A 16,324-nucleotide genomic window follows, 5' to 3' on the forward strand; every position below is an offset into this window, starting at 1 on the left:
GTCGACTCCCCCGGTGCTCAGCACCACACACGGCGTCATCCAAGTGAGCCGCTGTCCCGCTCCCCCGTGTCTCACCCGATGTCGAGGGGATCCACGCGGATCCGGACCACCTCGCCGCCCCCACGCGCCATCCGCGCGGCCTGGGCGCTCTTGAGCGCGGCGGCCAGCGCCGCACCGCTCCCCGGCGGCACCCGGATCAACGCGCGCTCCCATGCCTCCCCCGGCGGCGGCGCCCCCACCCGCCGTACCCGCCCCGGCTCCACGACGGGCACCGGCACGGGCCCCAACACCTCAGCGTCCGGCGGCAGTTCCACACCGCCCAGGAAGTCGGCCAGCACCTGGGCCGCGCCCGACACGGCCGCCATCCGGGACACCGGCGGAAACCCCAGCTCGGCACGGTCCGCGAGCTCCCGTACCGCGTGCCCCACCGGATCCCACCGCACGAGCGCCTGCACGGGCCGCAGCGTCGGCTCGGCGACCACGACGACCGTGCCGCCCGCCCCCTGGTTCCGCACGAGCGCGGCCGCCCCGATCCACCGGCGCAGCGCCTCCTCCCCGGCCCGCAGATCGGGCCGCCCGAGCATGGCCCAGCCGTCGAGCAGCAGAGCGGCCGCGTACCCGCCCTCGGCGACCGGTTCGGCGCCGGGTGTGCTCACGACCAACGCGGGCGTACCCGGCACGGTGTCGAGCACGTGTTCCCGCCCGGAGGTCCGCACCGGCACGGCGGGAAAGGCCCGTCCCAGCTCCTCGGCGGTACGCCGCGCCCCCACGACCTGGGCCCGGAGCCGACGGCTCCCGCACTCCGGGCACTGCCAGTGCGCCTCCTCACGCCCGCACCACCCGCACACCAGGGGACCTGCGCCCTCCCGCGCCTCCAGAGGTCCCGCACAGTGCCGGCACCGGGCGGGTTCCCGGCACTGCGCGCAAGCCGTCCGCGGCACGTATCCACGCCGGGGGACCTGGACGAGGACAGGCCCGTCCCGCAGCCCGTCCCTGGCGACCTGCCAGGCGAGGCTGGGCAGACGCGCGGCCCGGGCCGCCTCGTCGCGCGCCAGCTCCCCGTCCCCGACGGTCCGCACCAGCGGAGCGACCGCCCGCACCTGCTCCCTGCCGGCGACGACCGGCGCGGCCCACCCGCTCTCGACGAGTTGCGCGGCCTCGACGGTGCAGCTCCAACTCCCCAGGAGGAACGCGCACCGGTCCCGGGTCGCCCGCAGCTCCAGCACCTCCCGCACGTGCGGGAAGGGAGCGTTGTCGTCGCTGTGGGCGGCGTCGCCGTCGTCCCAGACGACGACCAGCCCGAGGTCGCGCACTGGGGCGAACATGGCGGCCCGGGTCCCGACGACGGCCCGTACCGCCCCCCGCCGCACGGCCAGCCACTCCCGGTACCGCCGCTCCTGCCCCGCGTCGGCGGTCAGCAGCGCGTGCTGCCCCTCCCCCAACAGCTCCCGGAGGGCCTCGTCGACCCGCGCGGCGGGCCGCCCCGCCGGTACGACGACGAGCGCGCCCCGCCCGGAGGCCAGGGTCGCCTGCACGGCCCGCCCGATCTCCTGCGCCCAGTCGGGCCCCGGCAGAGCCGTCCACACCGCGCGCGGCGAACGACCGGCGGCCAGCGCCCGCAGGAACTCCGGGCCCCGCGCGTACCTCGCCCAGGACCCCGGCTCCGGCGCCGGCGGAGCGGGCGGCGGCCCGGCCGTGCCGGCCGCCTCGGCCCGGGCGTGGCGCGGCGGCACCGCCAACTGCAGCACATCCGCGAGGCTCCCCGCGTACCGGTCGGCGACCGCCCGCGCGAGCCCCAGCAGCTCCGGGCTCAGCACCGGCTCCGGCGACACGACCTGGGCGAGCGCGGCCAACGGCCCCGCGTAGTCCGACTCGGCGACCCGCTCGACGAGGAACCCGTCGATCAGCGTTCCCCCCTCCCGCCGCCCCTCGCGGACATTGCGCCCCCCGGCCCCGAAACGCACCCGGACCCGCACCCCCGGCTGCGCGACGGCGTCCAGCTCCTCGGGCACCGCGTAGTCGAAGTACCGGTCGAGATGCAGCACCCCCTTGTCGACCAGCACCCGGGCGACGGGCAGCTCCTTCGCCAGGGCGGCCCCCCGCCACGTCCGCGGCTTGGCCCGCGGCGCCCTGGCCTTCTGCACGGCCTCCCGAATGAGCGCGAGCTGCTCCGGCGCCGCACCCCCCGCGCCACCACGCGCCCCGTCCTCGCTGCTCACGCAGGCATTCTCCCAAACCCCACCGACAACCGACGGCGCCCGCGGGTCACGGATCGGCGGGCAACGACGGCCGATGACGACGCCGAAGCCCCGCAACGCCGAGGCCCGGCGCCCCCGGACAGGGGGACACCGGGCCTCGGAAGGAACCGAAGGGTGCCGCGGGTTACAGACCCGCCGCCTCGCGCAGGGCGTCCACGCGGTCGGTGCGCTCCCAGGTGAAGTCGGGGAGCTCACGGCCGAAGTGGCCGTACGCGGCGGTCTGGCCGTAGATCGGGCGCAGCAGGTCGAGGTCGCGGATGATCGCGGCGGGGCGGAGGTCGAAGACCTCGTCGATCGCCTTCTCGATCTTCTCCGTGTCGATCTTGGCGGTGCCGAAGGTCTCCACGAACAGACCGACGGGCTCGGCCTTGCCGATGGCGTAGGCCACCTGGACCTCGCAGCGTGAGGCGAGGCCCGCGGCGACCACGTTCTTGGCGACCCAGCGCATCGCGTACGCGGCGGAGCGGTCGACCTTGGACGGGTCCTTGCCGGAGAAGGCGCCGCCACCGTGGCGGGCCATGCCGCCGTAGGTGTCGATGATGATCTTGCGGCCGGTGAGGCCGGCGTCGCCCATGGGGCCGCCGATCTCGAAGCGGCCGGTCGGGTTGACCAGGAGGCGGTAGCCCTCGGTGTCCAGCTTGATGCCTTCGTCGAGGAGGGCCTTCAGCTCCGGCTCGACGACGAACTCGCGGATGTCCGGGGCGAGCAGCGACTCCAGGTCGATGTCGCTGGCGTGCTGCGAGGAGACGACGACCGTGTCGAGGCGGACCGCCTTGTCGCCGTCGTACTCGATGGTGACCTGGGTCTTGCCGTCGGGACGGAGGTAGGGGATGGTGCCGTTCTTGCGGACCTCGGACAGGCGCTTGGACAGTCGGTGCGCCAGGAAGATCGGCAGCGGCATCAGCGTCGGCGTCTCGTCCGTCGCGTAGCCGAACATCAGGCCCTGGTCGCCGGCGCCCTGGCGGTCCAGCTCGTCCTCGTCGCCCTCGACCCGGTTCTCGTACGCCGTGTCGACACCCTGCGCGATGTCCGGGGACTGCGAACCGATCGACACCGACACACCACAGGACGCTCCGTCGAAGCCCTTCTTCGACGAGTCGTAGCCGATGGCCAGGATCGTGTCGCGGACGAGCTGGGCGATCGGCGCGTAGGCCTTGGTCGTGACCTCGCCGGCCACGTGCACCAGGCCGGTCGTGATGAGCGTCTCCACCGCGACACGGGACGTGGGGTCCTCGCGCAGCAGCGCATCGAGAATGGCATCGCTGATCTGGTCAGCGATCTTGTCGGGGTGGCCCTCGGTCACGGACTCCGAGGTGAACAGGCGACGGGACACAACGCTCCCTGTGGTTGCAGCGGCTGCTGGCTGATCATTGGCGGACGGGACGGAGGCTGCGCCCGGCGTCGTCCGTGAACAGTTTATCGGTCGGTCTCGACCACCGGCCCACCTGTCTCGCCTCTCGGGAGCTCTGTGACCTGCGGCACGTGCATTCTGCCCAATGCCCGCCGGTGTCCGCCAGGGTCGCCACACCCCTAAGTTGTCCACCGTTCACGTTCCGTGGCGCGAATGGAGCAGTCAGCCCAGCCGGTCCACGACCAGGTCCCACACCGTGTCGGCCAGGGCTTCCTTCGGTCCGTACGGTACGGCCGTCTCACTCCCGTCGGCTCCCAGCACCACGGCCTCGTTCTCCTCGGAACCGAAGGTCTTGCGCTCCCCCACCTCGTTCACCACGAGGAGGTCGCACCCCTTGCGCGCCAGTTTGGCGCGGCCGTTGGCGAGGACGTCGTCGGTCTCGGCGGCGAAACCCACGACCAGTTGCTCCGGACGGGGACGGTCGGCCGCCATCTCGGCGAGGATGTCCGGATTACGAACCAGGACGATGGGCTCGGGGTCCTGGCCGTCCTTCTTCTTGATCTTGCCGGTGGCGTAGGTCTCCGGGCGGAAGTCCGCCACGGCGGCCGCCATCACGACCACGTCCGCGTCTGGCGCCGCCTTGAGCACCGCCTCGCGCAACTGGACCGCCGTGCCGACCCGGACGACGTCCACGCCCGCCGGGTCCGGCAGCCCGGTGTTCGCCTCGATCAGGGTGACCCGGGCGCCCCGCGCGGCGGCCGTCCGGGCGAGGGCGTAGCCCTGCTTGCCCGAGGAGCGGTTGCCGAGGAAGCGGACCGGGTCGAGCGGCTCGCGGGTGCCGCCGGCGCTGACCACGACGTGCCGTCCGGCGAGGTCCGGTCCGGCGGTGCCGCGGGCGAGCACCCGGCGGCAGACCTCGAAGATCTCGGCGGGATCCGGCAGCCGGCCCTTGCCGGTGTCGGCGCCGGTCAGCCGGCCCACCGCCGGGTCGATGACGAGAGCGCCGCGGCGGCGCAGCGTCGCCACGTTCTCCTGGGTGGCCGGGTGCTCCCACATCTCGGTGTGCATCGCGGGGGCGAAGACGACGGGGCAGCGGGCGGTGAGCAGGGTGTTGGTCAGCAGGTCGTCGGCCAGGCCGTGGGCGGCCTTGGCGAGCATGTCGGCCGTCGCCGGGGCGACCACGACCAGGTCGGCCGCCTGGCCGATGCGGACGTGCGGCACCTCGTGGACGCTCTCCCAGACCTCGGTGGAGACCGGGTTGCCGGAGAGCGCGGACCAGGTGGCGGCGCCGACGAAGTGCAGCGCCGAGTCGGTCGGCACGACCCGTACGTCATGCCCGGACTCGGTCAGCCGGCGCAGCAGTTCGCACGCCTTGTAGGCGGCGATGCCACCGCTGACCCCCAGAACGACCTTCGGCTTGCCCACCGGGCCTCCCCGCACTCGATCCCGAACCCCGACCTGACCGACGCGCACCGCGGCTCGTCGGCGTACGCGTCCATCACACACCACAGGCCCGACAGTCGCGCTGCCGGGCCTGTGGAAAAACCTACCGCGGTCCTCGGATATGACGATCCGAGGAATCCGTCGTGTGCTGCTTACGCGGGGCCGTCGACGGCCTCGGACGTGAGCAGCCCCGCGTTGATCTCGCGCAGGGCGATCGAGAGCGGCTTCTCGTGGACGTGCGTGTCGACGAGGGGACCGACGTACTCGAGGAGGCCCTCGCCGAGCTGCGAGTAGTACGCGTTGATCTGGCGGGCACGCTTGGCCGCGTAGATCACGAGGCTGTACTTCGAGTCGGTGGCCTCGAGGAGCTCGTCGATCGGCGGGTTGATGATGCCCTCGGGCGCGGAGATGGAAGAGGACACGCTCTACCTTCCGATGGATGGGAAAGATTTCAGTGTACTGGTCGTGCAGGGGCCACGACGATCACACAACGTCCATCAAGGCTAGCAGCTCGCGGGCCACGTCCTCGACGGAGGTGTTGACCAGGGTGACGTCGAACTCCGGCTCGGCCGCGAGTTCGACCTTGGCGGCGTCCAGGCGGCGTTCGATCACCTCGGGCGGTTCGGTGCCCCGGCCGGTGAGCCGGCGGACCAGCTCGTCCCAGGAGGGCGGGGCCAGGAACACCAGCTGGGCGTCGGACATGGTCTCGCGGACCTGACGGGCGCCCTGGAGGTCGATCTCCAGCAGGACCGGCTCGCCGCGCTCCAGGCGTTCGAGCACGGCGCCCCGCGGGGTGCCGTAGCGGTTGCCTGCGAACTCGGCCCACTCCAGCAGCTCGCCGTTGGCGATCAGCTTGTCCATCTCGTCGTCGGAGACGAAGAAGTAGTGGACGCCGTCCTTCTCACCGGGGCGGGGCCTGCGGGTCGTCGCCGACACCGAGAGCCAGACCTCGGGGTGTGCCTTGCGCATATGGGCGACGACCGTGCTCTTGCCGACCCCCGAGGGGCCGGAGAGCACGGTCAGCCGCGGACGTACGTCCGGGGGCTCGGGGGTCGTCCCCCGGAATGTTGCAGCCATGCAGCGATTATTCCAGCAATCCCGGAGTGCCCGGGACTCCCTGCCCGCAGGACCGGGTCAGGAACCGGTGCTGCCGAACTCACGCTCCAGGGATGCGATCTGGTTGGAGCCGAGGCCGCGCACACGACGGCTCTCGGAGATGCCGAGTCGCTCCATGATCTGCTTGGCGCGGACCTTGCCCACGCCGGGCAGCGACTCAAGGAGGGCGGAGACCTTCATCTTGCCGATGACGTCGTTCTCCTGGCCCTGCTTGATGACCTCGTGCAGGGAGGCGCCGGAGTGCTTGAGTCGATTCTTGACCTCGGCCCGCTCCCGGCGAGCCGCGGCGGCCTTTTCGAGCGCGGCTGCGCGCTGTTCAGGGGTAAGGGGCGGAAGAGCCACGCCTACGTCACCTCGGATGTCGAACTGTCGGATACGGACCGGTGAGGAACCTAGTCGCCCCACACCAGGGGAGTACGAGCAACACGCCTGCCCGTTCTCCCCCTACTGCCTGGAGGGCGTGGGAGGTGCCCTCACTCGTCGGAGACTAGCGGCCAACTCCGCCAGAGTCAGCGAGAACAGCGGAAAAGTCCTGGTCAGCCTCCCTGGAGTCGGACATAAGACGCATATCTCCCCGGATTTGAGAATGTATTCAGACTCAAGTCGTCCGTCGAGCGCCGCCGGAGCACTCATCGGAGGTCTCAGGCGGCCTCCACGGCGTCCCTGATCTCGTCCGCGAAACGATCCGAGGCGTCACGCAGCGCGACGACATCGGGACCGTGACGAAGAACACCCCGGCTGACATTGGGCACCACATGGCGCACGGCCGCCCCGAACACCGCCGGGAGATCGGACGGGGTGGCCCCCTGCGCCCCGATGCCCGGCGCGAGGAGAGGTCCGTTGATCCGAAGGTCGTACGACGAGAGGTCGCCGAGCGTGGCGCCGACGACGGCGCCGAAGGACCCCATGGGCTCCTCCCCCGCGTTCTCGGCGGCCAGGTGCGCCAGCATCGTCGCCCCGACGTCCCGTCCCGCGGCGTCCTGCGTGCGCACGGCGTGCTGGACCTCGCCGCCCTCCGGGTTGGAGGTCAGCGCCAGTACGAACAGCCCGGCGCCGTTCTCGCGTGCCAGGTCCACGGCCGGCTTCAGGGAGCCGTAGCCGAGGTAGGGCGAGACCGTCAGCGCGTCCGAGAACAGGGGCGCGTCCTTGTGCAGGAAGGTCTCGGCGTACGCGGCCATGGTGGAGCCGATGTCGCCGCGCTTGGCGTCCATGACGACCAGCGCGCCGGCCGCCCGCGCCTCCTCGACCGACTTCTCCAGGACGGCGATGCCGCGCGAGCCGAAGCGCTCGAAGAACGCGCTCTGGGGCTTGAGGACCGCCACCCGGCCCGCGAGCGCCTCGACGACCGTACGGCTGAAGCGCTCCAGGCCCGCGACGTCGTCGTTCAGGCCCCAGGCGGTGAGCAGGGCGGAGTGCGGGTCGATCCCGACGCAGAGCGGGCCGCGTTCGTCCATGGCGTGGCGCAGTCGCGCGCCGAAGGGCTCGGTCATGCCGTCTTCTTCCTCACGTCGGCGCCGACCGCGTCGGCGAGGGTGGCGTACGGGCTGGTGCGCAGGCGGGCGGCGAGACCCTTGTGGACGGCGCGCGCCCAGAAGGGGCCCTGGTAGACGAAGGCGCTGTAGCCCTGGACGAGGGTGGCGCCGGCGAGGATGCGCTGCCAGGCGTCCTCGGCGTTCTCGATGCCGCCGACGCCCACCAGGGTGATCCGGTCGCCCACGCGCGCGTAGAGGCGGCGCAGGACCGCCAGGGAACGGGCCTTCAGGGGGGCGCCGGAGAGCCCGCCGGTCTCCTTGACGAGGGAGGGTTCGGAGGTCAGACCGAGTCCCTCGCGCGCGATGGTGGTATTGGTGGCGATGATCCCGTCCAGGCCCAGCTCCACGGCGAGGTCGGCGACGGCGTCGATGTCCTCGTCGGCGAGGTCGGGGGCGATCTTCACCAGCAGGGGCACCCGGCGGGTGCGCACCGTGCGGTCGGCGGCCTCGCGGACGGCGGTCAGCAGGGGCCGCAGCGCCTCGGTGGCCTGGAGGTTGCGCAGACCGGGCGTGTTGGGCGAGGAGACGTTCACGACGAGGTAGTCGGCGTACGGGGCGAGGCGCTCGGTGGACTTCACGTAGTCCGCGGCGGCCTCCTCCTCGGGGACGATCTTGGTCTTGCCGATGTTGACGCCCACGACCGTCCTGAAGACGGGGTTGCGGGAGGCCAGGCGGGCGGCGACGGCCAGGGAGCCCTCGTTGTTGAAGCCCATGCGGTTGATCAGCGCCCGGTCGTCGACCAGGCGGAACAGCCGCTTCCTGGGGTTGCCGGGCTGCGCCTCGCCCGTCACGGTGCCGATCTCGACGTGGTCGAAGCCCAGCATCGACATCCCGTCGACGGCGACGGCGTTCTTGTCGAAGCCGGCGGCCAGCCCGAACGGGCCGTGCATGCGCAGGCCGAACGCCTCCGTGCGCAGTTCCTCGTGGCGGGGCGCGAGCGCGGCCGCGAGGAAGGTGCGCAGCACGGGGACGCGTGCGGCGAGGCGGATCCATCGGAAGGCCAGGTAGTGCGCCTCCTCGGGGTCCATCCGGGTGAAAACCAGACGGAAGAACAGCTTGTACATCTCGAAGTCCTCGGGTCCTCAGTCCTCATGAGGAGCGGACGTCCTCATGGCGGGTGTCCTCAAGAAGAGGGGGTGTCCTCATGAAGAGGGGGACACCGTTTCCGGTGTCCCCCTCAGGGCTGCTAGTCGCGGGCCGCGATCAGGTGTTCGGCGTGTTCCTGGAGTGAGCGCACCCCGACGTCACCGTGGTTGAGCGCGTCGATGCCCTGGACGGCCGCGGCGAGCGCCTGGACCGTCGTCAGGCACGGCACGGAGCGGGCGACGGCGGCCGTACGGATGTCGTAGCCGTCGAGGCGGCCGCCGGTGCCGTACGGGGTGTTGACGATGAGGTCGACCTCGCCGTCGTGGATGAGCTGGACGATGGTCTTCTCGCCGTTCGGGCCGGTGCCCTCGGACTGCTTGCGCACGACCGTGGCGTTGATGCCGTTGCGCTTGAGCACCTCGGCCGTGCCGGACGTGGCGAGCAGTTCGAAGCCGTGGGCGACCAGCTCGCGGGCCGGGAAGATCATCGAGCGCTTGTCGCGGTTGGCGACCGAGATGAACGCGCGGCCCTTGGTGGGCAGCGGGCCGTACGCACCGGCCTGCGACTTGGCGTACGCCGTGCCGAAGACCGAGTCGATGCCCATGACCTCGCCGGTGGAGCGCATCTCCGGGCCGAGGACCGTGTCGACGCCGCGCCCGTGGATGTCGCGGAAGCGCGACCACGGCATGACGGCCTCCTTGACGGAGATCGGCGCGTCCAGCGGCAGCTCGCCGCCGTCGCCGTTCTTCGGCAGCAGACCCTCCGCGCGCAGCTCGGCGATGGTCGCGCCCAGCGAGATCCGGGCGGCGGCCTTGGCGAGCGGCACCGCGGTCGCCTTCGAGGTGAAGGGGACGGTGCGGGAGGCGCGCGGGTTGGCCTCCAGGACGTAGAGGATGTCGCCGGCCATCGCGAACTGGATGTTGATCAGTCCGCGGACGCCGACGCCCTTGGCGATGGCCTCGGTGGAGGCGCGCAGGCGCTTGATGTCGAAGCCGCCGAGGGTGATCGGGGGCAGGGCGCACGCCGAGTCGCCGGAGTGGATGCCGGCCTCCTCGATGTGCTCCATGACGCCGCCGAGGTACAGCTCCTCGCCGTCGTAGAGGGCGTCGACGTCGATCTCGATCGCGTCGTCGAGGAACCGGTCGACGAGGACGGGCCGGGAGGGGCTGATCTCGGTCGACTCGGCGATGTACGCCTCCAGGCGCGCCTCGTCGTAGACGATCTCCATGCCGCGTCCGCCGAGGACGTACGACGGCCGGACGAGGACCGGGTAGCCGATCTCGTCGGCGATGGCCTTGGCGCCCGCGAAGGTGGTCGCCGTGCCGTGCTTCGGGGCCGGGAGGCCGGCCTCGGCGAGGACCTGGCCGAAGGCCCCGCGGTCCTCGGCGGCGTGGATGGCCTCCGGGGAGGTGCCCACGATCGGGACGCCGTTGTCCTTGAGCGCCTGCGACAGGCCCAGCGGGGTCTGGCCGCCGAGCTGGACGACGACGCCCGCGATCGGGCCGGCCAGCGACTCGGCGTGCACGATCTCCAGCACGTCCTCCAGGGTGAGCGGCTCGAAGTAGAGCCGGTCTGAGGTGTCGTAGTCGGTGGAGACGGTCTCCGGGTTGCAGTTGACCATCACGGTCTCGTAGCCCGCCTCGCTCAGCGCGAAGGAGGCGTGGACGCAGGAGTAGTCGAACTCGATGCCCTGGCCGATACGGTTCGGGCCGGAGCCCAGGATGATGACGGCCGGCTTCTCGCGGGGCGCGACCTCGCTCTCCTCGTCGTAGGACGAGTAGAAGTAAGGGGTCTTCGCGGCGAACTCGGCGGCGCAGGTGTCGACCGTCTTGTACACCGGGCGTACGCCCAGCGCGTGCCGGACCTCGCGCACGACGTCCTCGCGCAGGCCCCGGATCTCGCCGATCTGCTGGTCGGAGAAGCCGTGCCGCTTGGCCTCGGCGAGGAGGTCGGGGTCGAGCTTGTCGGCGGCGGCCAGCTCGTCCGCGATCTCCTTGATGAGGAAGAGCTGGTCGACGAACCAGGGGTCGATCTTCGTGGACTCGAAGACCTCGTCCGGGGTCGCGCCGGCGCGGATGGCCTGCATGACGGTGTTGATGCGGCCGTCGGTCGGCCGGACCGCCTCGCGCAGCAGCTCCGCCTTGTCGCCGGGCTCCCCGACGAAGGTGAACTGGCTGCCCTTCTTCTCCAGCGAGCGCAGGGCCTTCTGCAGGGCCTCGGTGAAGTTGCGGCCGATCGCCATGGCCTCGCCGACCGACTTCATGGTCGTGGTGAGCGAGGAGTCGGCGGACGGGAACTTCTCGAAGGCGAAGCGCGGGGCCTTCACGACGACGTAGTCGAGCGTCGGCTCGAAGGAGGCCGGGGTCTGCTCGGTGATGTCGTTCGGGATCTCGTCCAGCGTGTAGCCGACGGCGAGCTTCGCGGCGATCTTGGCGATCGGGAAGCCGGTCGCCTTGGAGGCGAGGGCGGACGAGCGCGAGACACGCGGGTTCATCTCGATGACGATGACGCGGCCGTCGACGGGGTTCACGGCGAACTGGATGTTGCAGCCGCCGGTGTCGACGCCGACCTCGCGGATGATCGCGATGCCGACGTCCCGCAGCACCTGGTACTCGCGGTCGGTGAGTGTCATCGCGGGCGCGACGGTGATCGAGTCGCCGGTGTGCACGCCCATGGGGTCGAAGTTCTCGATGGAGCAGACGACCACGACGTTGTCGTTCTTGTCGCGCATCAGCTCCAGCTCGTACTCCTTCCAGCCGAGGATGGACTCCTCCAGGAGCACCTCGGTGGTCGGCGACAGGGTGAGGCCCTGGCCGGCGATGCGGCGCAGCTCCTCCTCGTCGTGCGCGAAGCCGGAGCCGGCGCCGCCCATGGTGAAGGACGGGCGGACGACGACCGGGTAGCCGCCGAGCGTCTCGACGCCGTTGAGGACGTCCTCCATGGAGTGGCAGATGACCGAGCGGGCGGACTCGCCGTGGCCGATCTTGGCGTTGACCGCCTCGACGACCAGCTTGAACTGGTCGCGGTCCTCGCCCTTGTGGATCGCCTCGACCTTGGCGCCGATCAGCTCGACGCCGTACTTCTCCAGAACGCCGTTCTCGTGGAGCGAGATGGCGGTGTTGAGTGCGGTCTGGCCGCCGAGGGTGGGCAGCAGCGCGTCGGGGCGCTCCTTGGCGATGATCTTCTCGACGAACTCGGGGGTGATCGGCTCGACGTACGTGGCGTCGGCGATCTCCGGGTCGGTCATGATCGTCGCCGGGTTGGAGTTCACCAGGACGACGCGCAGGCCCTCGGCCTTGAGGACGCGGCACGCCTGGGTGCCGGAGTAGTCGAACTCGGCGGCCTGGCCGATGACGATCGGGCCGGAGCCGATGACCAGGACGGACTGGATATCGGTGCGCTTAGGCACGCTGGCCCTCCATCAGGGATACGAAGCGGTCGAACAGGTAGGCGGCGTCGTGCGGGCCGGCTGCCGCTTCGGGGTGGTACTGGACGCTGAAAGCCGGGCGGTCGAGGAGCTGGAGCCCTTCGACCACGTTGTCGTTGAGGCACACGTGGGAGACCTCGGCGCGGCCGTAGGGGGTCTCGGAGACCTTGTCGAGCGGGGCGTCGACGGCGAAGCCGTGGTTGTGCGCGGTGACCTCGACCTTGCCGGTCGTACGGTCCTGCACCGGCTGGTTGATGCCGCGGTGGCCGTACTTCAGCTTGTAGGTGCCGAAGCCCAGGGCGCGGCCGAGGATCTGGTTGCCGAAGCAGATGCCGAACAGCGGGGTGCCGCGCTCCAGGACCGTCCGCATGACGGAGACCGGGTGGTCGGCGGTGGCCGGGTCGCCGGGGCCGTTGGAGAAGAACACGCCGTCGGGGTTGACGGCGTACACCTCCTCGGCGGTCGCCGTCGCCGGGAGGACGTGCACCTCGATGCCGCGCTCGGCCATGCGGTGCGGGGTCATGCCCTTGATGCCGAGGTCGACGGCGGCGACGGTGAACTTCTTCTCACCGATCGCGGGGACGACGTACGGCTCCTTGGTGGCGACCTCCGCGGAGAGGTCGGCGCCCTTCATCTCGGGGGCCTGGCGGACCTCGGCGAGCATGGTGCCCTCGTCGGGCAGGGCGTTGCCGGAGAAGATGCCGACCCGCATGGCGCCGCGTTCGCGCAGGTGGCGGGTGAGGGCGCGGGTGTCGACGCCGCTGATGCCGACGACGCCCTGCTGGGCCAGTTCCGCGTCGAGGGTGCGCCGGGAGCGCCAGTTGGAGGGAACGCGCGCGGGGTCGCGTACGACGTAGCCCGCGACCCAGATCCGCTGCGACTCGGGGTCCTCGTCGTTGACACCGGTGTTGCCGACGTGCGGGGCGGTCATCACGACGACCTGGCGGTGGTACGACGGGTCGGTGAGGGTCTCCTGGTAGCCGGTCATGCCGGTGGAGAACACGGCCTCGCCGAAGGTCACCCCCACGGCCCCGTAGGCGCGGCCGCGGAACATCCGGCCGTCCTCCAGGACGAGTACCGCGGGAACCTTGGTGGCTCCCCTAGTGGAGGTCGTCATCGTGCGCCTTCCGTTTCCGTCTTCTTGATCATCTGGTTCAGGGTCTCGACCCACTCGTTGTGCTCGGCCGCGTGGTCGGAGCGGAACCCGGAGTCGAGGAGCTTGTCGCCGTGGGCCCAGGTGACGACGAGCAGTCCGCCCTCGGTGAGGACCTTGCCGGCGATGCCCTTGTCGAGCCGGGCCTCGCGCAGCGCCTCGCGGGGGACGAAGAAGTCCGTCGCTCCGGGCCGTACGACGTCCATGCCGGCGTCCGTGAGGGTGAGCTCGACCCGGCTGCGGGTGCCGAGGCCGTGCGCCACGATGCGGTCGAGCCACTGCCCGGCGGTCGTGGAGCCGTGGTAGCGGCCGCTCATCGTCAGTCTGGCCTCACCGGGCCGCTCCGGCACGGTGGGCAGCTCCGGCAGGTCGCTCTGGAGCGTGCCCCGCCACTTCCAGCCCTCGCGCATCAGCCAGTAGACGAGGGCGACGAAGAGGGCGAGTCCGACGACCCAGCCGATGCGTCCGGCCCAGTTGGTGACCTCGGCCGACTCCTTCTGTGCGGCCAGCAGCATTACAGGTGTCACGTGAGCTTCCCGTCGACGAGCGTGGCCTTGCCCCGCAGCCACGTGTGGGTGACACGGCCCGGCAGCTCGCGGCCCTCGTAGGGGGTGTTGCGGCTGCGCGAGGCGAAGCCCGCGGGGTCCACCGCACCACGGTATGCCGTGTCGACGAGCGTGAGGTTGGCGGGCTCACCTGCCGAGACGGGACGGCCGTGACCGGCGGCCCGGCCGATGCGCGCGGGCGTGAACGACATGCGGTCCGCGACGCCCGCCCAGTCGAGCAGTCCGGTCTCGACCATCGTCTCCTGGACCACGGACAGGGCGGTCTCCAGGCCGACCATGCCCATGGCGGCCGCGGCCCACTCGCAGTCCTTGTCCTCGTGCGGGTGGGGGGCGTGGTCGGTGGCGACGATGTCGATCGTGCCGTCGGCGAGCGCCTCCCGCAGGGCCAGCACGTCGCGCTCGGTGCGCAGCGGCGGGTTGACCTTGTAGACCGGGTTGTACGAGCGCACCAGTTCGTCGGTGAGGAGCAGGTGGTGCGGGGTGACCTCGGCGGTGACGTCGATGCCGCGGGACTTGGCCCAGCGGACGATCTCGACGGACCCGGCGGTCGACAGGTGGCAGATGTGGACGCGGGACCCCACGTGCTCGGCGAGCAGCACGTCACGGGCGATGATCGACTCCTCGGCCACCGCGGGCCAGCCGCCGAGGCCCAGTTCCGCGGAGACGACGCCCTCGTTCATCTGGGCGCCCTCGGTGAGCCGGGGCTCCTGGGCGTGCTGGGCGACGACCCCGCCGAAGGCCTTCACGTACTCCAGGGCGCGGCGCATGATCACCGCGTCGTGGACACACTTGCCGTCGTCGGAGAAGACGGTGACCCCGGCGGCCGACTCGTGCATGGCGCCCAGCTCGGCGAGCTTGTGCCCTTCGAGACCGACGGTGACGGCGCCGACGGGCTGGACGTCGCAGTAGCCGTGCTCCAGGCCGAGCCGGTAGACCTGCTCGACCACGCCGGCGGTGTCGGCGACCGGGAAGGTGTTGGCCATGGCGAACACGGCGGTGTAGCCGCCGGAGGCCGCCGCCCGGGTGCCGGTGAGGACCGTCTCGGAGTCCTCCCGGCCGGGCTCGCGCAGATGGGTGTGCAGGTCGACCAGCCCCGGCAGGAGGACCTTGCCGCCGGCCTCGACGACCTCGGCGCCGTCGGCGGACAGTCCGGCGCCCACCTCGGCGATGGTCTCGCCGTCGATCAGCACGTCCTGCGGCTCGCCGCCGAGCACCTTCGCACCACGGATCAGGATCTTGCTCATCTGTCTTACTTCTCCTCGGCCGCGAAAGGGGTGTGCGCTGAGTGCTCGTTGGAAGGGTGGGCGACGGGCGGGCGGGTGTGGGTGACGGCGGGCTCGTTGCCCCCGAGCAGCAGGTAGAGGACGGCCATGCGGATGGAGACGCCGTTGGCGACCTGCTCCACGACGGTGCAGCGGTCGGAGTCGGCGACCTCGGCGGTGATCTCCATGCCGCGGACCATCGGGCCGGGGTGCATCACGATGGCGTGCTCGGGCATCCGTGCCATGCGGTCGCCGTCGAGGCCGTAGCGCCGGGAGTACTCGCGCTCGGTGGGGAAGAACGCGGCGTGCATGCGCTCGCGCTGCACGCGCAGCATCATCACCGCGTCGGACTTGGGAAGCGTGCTGTCGAGGTCGTACGACACCTCGCAGGGCCAGGCCTCGATGCCGACCGGCAGCAGGGTGGGCGGCGCGACGAGGGTGACCTGGGCGCCGAGGGTGTGCAGCAGGTCGACGTTGGAGCGGGCGACGCGGCTGTGCAGGACGTCGCCGACGAGCGTGACGCGCTTGCCGGACAGGTCCTGGCCGAGGCCGGCGTCCCGGCCGACGAGCCGTCGGCGCATGGTGAAGGCGTCGAGCAGGGCCTGGGTGGGGTGCTGGTGGGTGCCGTCGCCCGCGTTGATGACGGCGGCGTCGATCCAGCCGGAGTTCGCCAGGCGGTACGGCGCTCCGGAGGCGCCGTGGCGGATGACGACGGCGTCGACACCCATGGCTTCGAGGGTCTGGGCGGTGTCCTTGAGGGACTCGCCCTTGGACACGCTCGATCCCTTGGCGGAGAAGTTGATCACATCCGCGGAGAGGCGCTTCTCGGCGGCCTCGAAGGAGATCCGGGTACGGGTGGAGTCCTCGAAGAACAGGTTGACGATCGTGCGGCCGCGCAGGGTCGGCAGCTTCTTGATCGGCCGGTCGGCGACCCTGGCCATCTCCTCGGCGGTGTCGAGGATCAGGACGGCGTCGTCGCGGGTGAGGTCGGCGGCCGAGATGAGATGACGCTGCATCTGTCAGGCTCCGTAAAGGCGTTCGATGTCGGGAGGCGCGGCCCGGTCGGCCGGTGACAGCCGGGGGCGGGCAGGCGCGCGGGTGGGCGACGTGGGGCGCACGGCAGGGCCGTA

At 71.4% G+C, this 16,324-nt stretch carries 13 protein-coding genes; all 13 read right to left on the bottom strand.

Annotated features, from left to right (window positions below; genetic code table 11):
* Positions 1-71: 71 nt before the first annotated feature.
* The 13 genes from GSY65_RS05655 to GSY65_RS05715 all read right to left on the bottom strand — a co-directional run bounded on the left by GSY65_RS05655 (position 72) and on the right by GSY65_RS05715 (position 16,210).
* Complete coding sequence (locus tag GSY65_RS05655; RefSeq protein ID WP_159766263.1) at positions 72-2,219, bottom strand: primosomal protein N'; 2,148 nt, start codon at positions 2,217-2,219, stop codon at positions 72-74.
* 163 nt (positions 2,220-2,382) lie between these two features.
* Positions 2,383-3,591 carry a methionine adenosyltransferase gene (gene metK, locus GSY65_RS05660; RefSeq protein WP_159766264.1) on the bottom strand — a complete coding sequence of 403 codons (1,209 nt, stop codon included), beginning with the start codon at positions 3,589-3,591 and terminating at the stop codon, positions 2,383-2,385.
* A 240-nt stretch (positions 3,592-3,831) separates the two neighbouring features.
* Complete coding sequence (gene coaBC / locus GSY65_RS05665; protein ID WP_159766265.1) at positions 3,832-5,034, bottom strand: bifunctional phosphopantothenoylcysteine decarboxylase/phosphopantothenate--cysteine ligase CoaBC; 1,203 nt, start codon at positions 5,032-5,034, stop codon at positions 3,832-3,834.
* 170 nt (positions 5,035-5,204) lie between these two features.
* Positions 5,205-5,474: a DNA-directed RNA polymerase subunit omega gene (gene rpoZ, locus GSY65_RS05670; RefSeq protein WP_055541593.1), complete on the bottom strand. Its 270-nt coding sequence runs from the start codon at positions 5,472-5,474 to the stop codon at positions 5,205-5,207.
* 61 nt (positions 5,475-5,535) lie between these two features.
* Positions 5,536-6,129 carry a guanylate kinase gene (gene gmk / locus GSY65_RS05675; RefSeq protein ID WP_159766266.1) on the bottom strand — a complete coding sequence of 198 codons (594 nt, stop codon included), beginning with the start codon at positions 6,127-6,129 and terminating at the stop codon, positions 5,536-5,538.
* 57 nt (positions 6,130-6,186) lie between these two features.
* Positions 6,187-6,510, bottom strand: a complete 324-nt coding sequence (locus GSY65_RS05680) for an integration host factor (protein WP_003977346.1) — start codon at positions 6,508-6,510, stop codon at positions 6,187-6,189.
* Between the two features lie 299 nt (positions 6,511-6,809).
* Positions 6,810-7,658 (bottom strand): orotidine-5'-phosphate decarboxylase, encoded by an 849-nt coding sequence (gene pyrF / locus GSY65_RS05685; RefSeq protein ID WP_159766267.1) that lies wholly within the window; start codon positions 7,656-7,658, stop codon positions 6,810-6,812.
* On the bottom strand, positions 7,655-8,764 hold the full coding sequence (locus GSY65_RS05690) for a quinone-dependent dihydroorotate dehydrogenase (RefSeq protein ID WP_159766268.1): 1,110 nt from the start codon (positions 8,762-8,764) through the stop codon (positions 7,655-7,657). The genes pyrF and GSY65_RS05690 overlap by 4 nt, the downstream gene beginning before the upstream one ends.
* A 122-nt stretch (positions 8,765-8,886) precedes the next feature.
* Complete coding sequence (gene carB / locus GSY65_RS05695; protein WP_159766269.1) at positions 8,887-12,195, bottom strand: carbamoyl-phosphate synthase large subunit; 3,309 nt, start codon at positions 12,193-12,195, stop codon at positions 8,887-8,889.
* Positions 12,188-13,330 carry a glutamine-hydrolyzing carbamoyl-phosphate synthase small subunit gene (gene carA, locus GSY65_RS05700; RefSeq protein ID WP_159766270.1) on the bottom strand — a complete coding sequence of 381 codons (1,143 nt, stop codon included), beginning with the start codon at positions 13,328-13,330 and terminating at the stop codon, positions 12,188-12,190. The genes carB and carA overlap by 8 nt, the downstream gene beginning before the upstream one ends.
* A complete protein-coding gene (locus tag GSY65_RS05705; protein ID WP_159766271.1) occupies positions 13,327-13,893 on the bottom strand; it encodes a PH-like domain-containing protein in 567 nt (188 codons plus the stop codon). The genes carA and GSY65_RS05705 overlap by 4 nt, the downstream gene beginning before the upstream one ends.
* Positions 13,890-15,176 (bottom strand): dihydroorotase, encoded by a 1,287-nt coding sequence (locus GSY65_RS05710; protein WP_159766272.1) that lies wholly within the window; start codon positions 15,174-15,176, stop codon positions 13,890-13,892. Before GSY65_RS05710 ends, GSY65_RS05705 begins: the two co-directional genes overlap by 4 nt.
* 5 nt (positions 15,177-15,181) lie before the next feature.
* The gene (locus GSY65_RS05715) at positions 15,182-16,210 is read right to left on the bottom strand and encodes an aspartate carbamoyltransferase catalytic subunit (RefSeq protein WP_159766273.1); all 1,029 of its coding nucleotides are present in this window, start codon (positions 16,208-16,210) and stop codon (positions 15,182-15,184) included.
* Between the last annotated feature and the right edge of the window lie 114 nt (positions 16,211-16,324).

Origin of the sequence: Streptomyces sp. HM190 (genome assembly GCF_009857135.1) — a bacterium.
Lineage (GTDB): Bacteria > Actinomycetota > Actinomycetes > Streptomycetales > Streptomycetaceae > Streptomyces > Streptomyces heilongjiangensis.

Coding starts and splice junctions, on each gene's coding strand:
- GSY65_RS05710 (WP_159766272.1), bottom strand. CDS start 15,176: ATGAGCAAGATCCTGATCCGTGGTGCGAAGGTGCTCGGCGGCGAGCCG.
- GSY65_RS05690 (WP_159766268.1), bottom strand. CDS start 8,764: ATGTACAAGCTGTTCTTCCGTCTGGTTTTCACCCGGATGGACCCCGAG.
- gmk (WP_159766266.1), bottom strand. CDS start 6,129: ATGGCTGCAACATTCCGGGGGACGACCCCCGAGCCCCCGGACGTACGT.
- carA (WP_159766270.1), bottom strand. CDS start 13,330: ATGACGACCTCCACTAGGGGAGCCACCAAGGTTCCCGCGGTACTCGTC.
- GSY65_RS05715 (WP_159766273.1), bottom strand. CDS start 16,210: ATGCAGCGTCATCTCATCTCGGCCGCCGACCTCACCCGCGACGACGCC.
- pyrF (WP_159766267.1), bottom strand. CDS start 7,658: ATGACCGAGCCCTTCGGCGCGCGACTGCGCCACGCCATGGACGAACGC.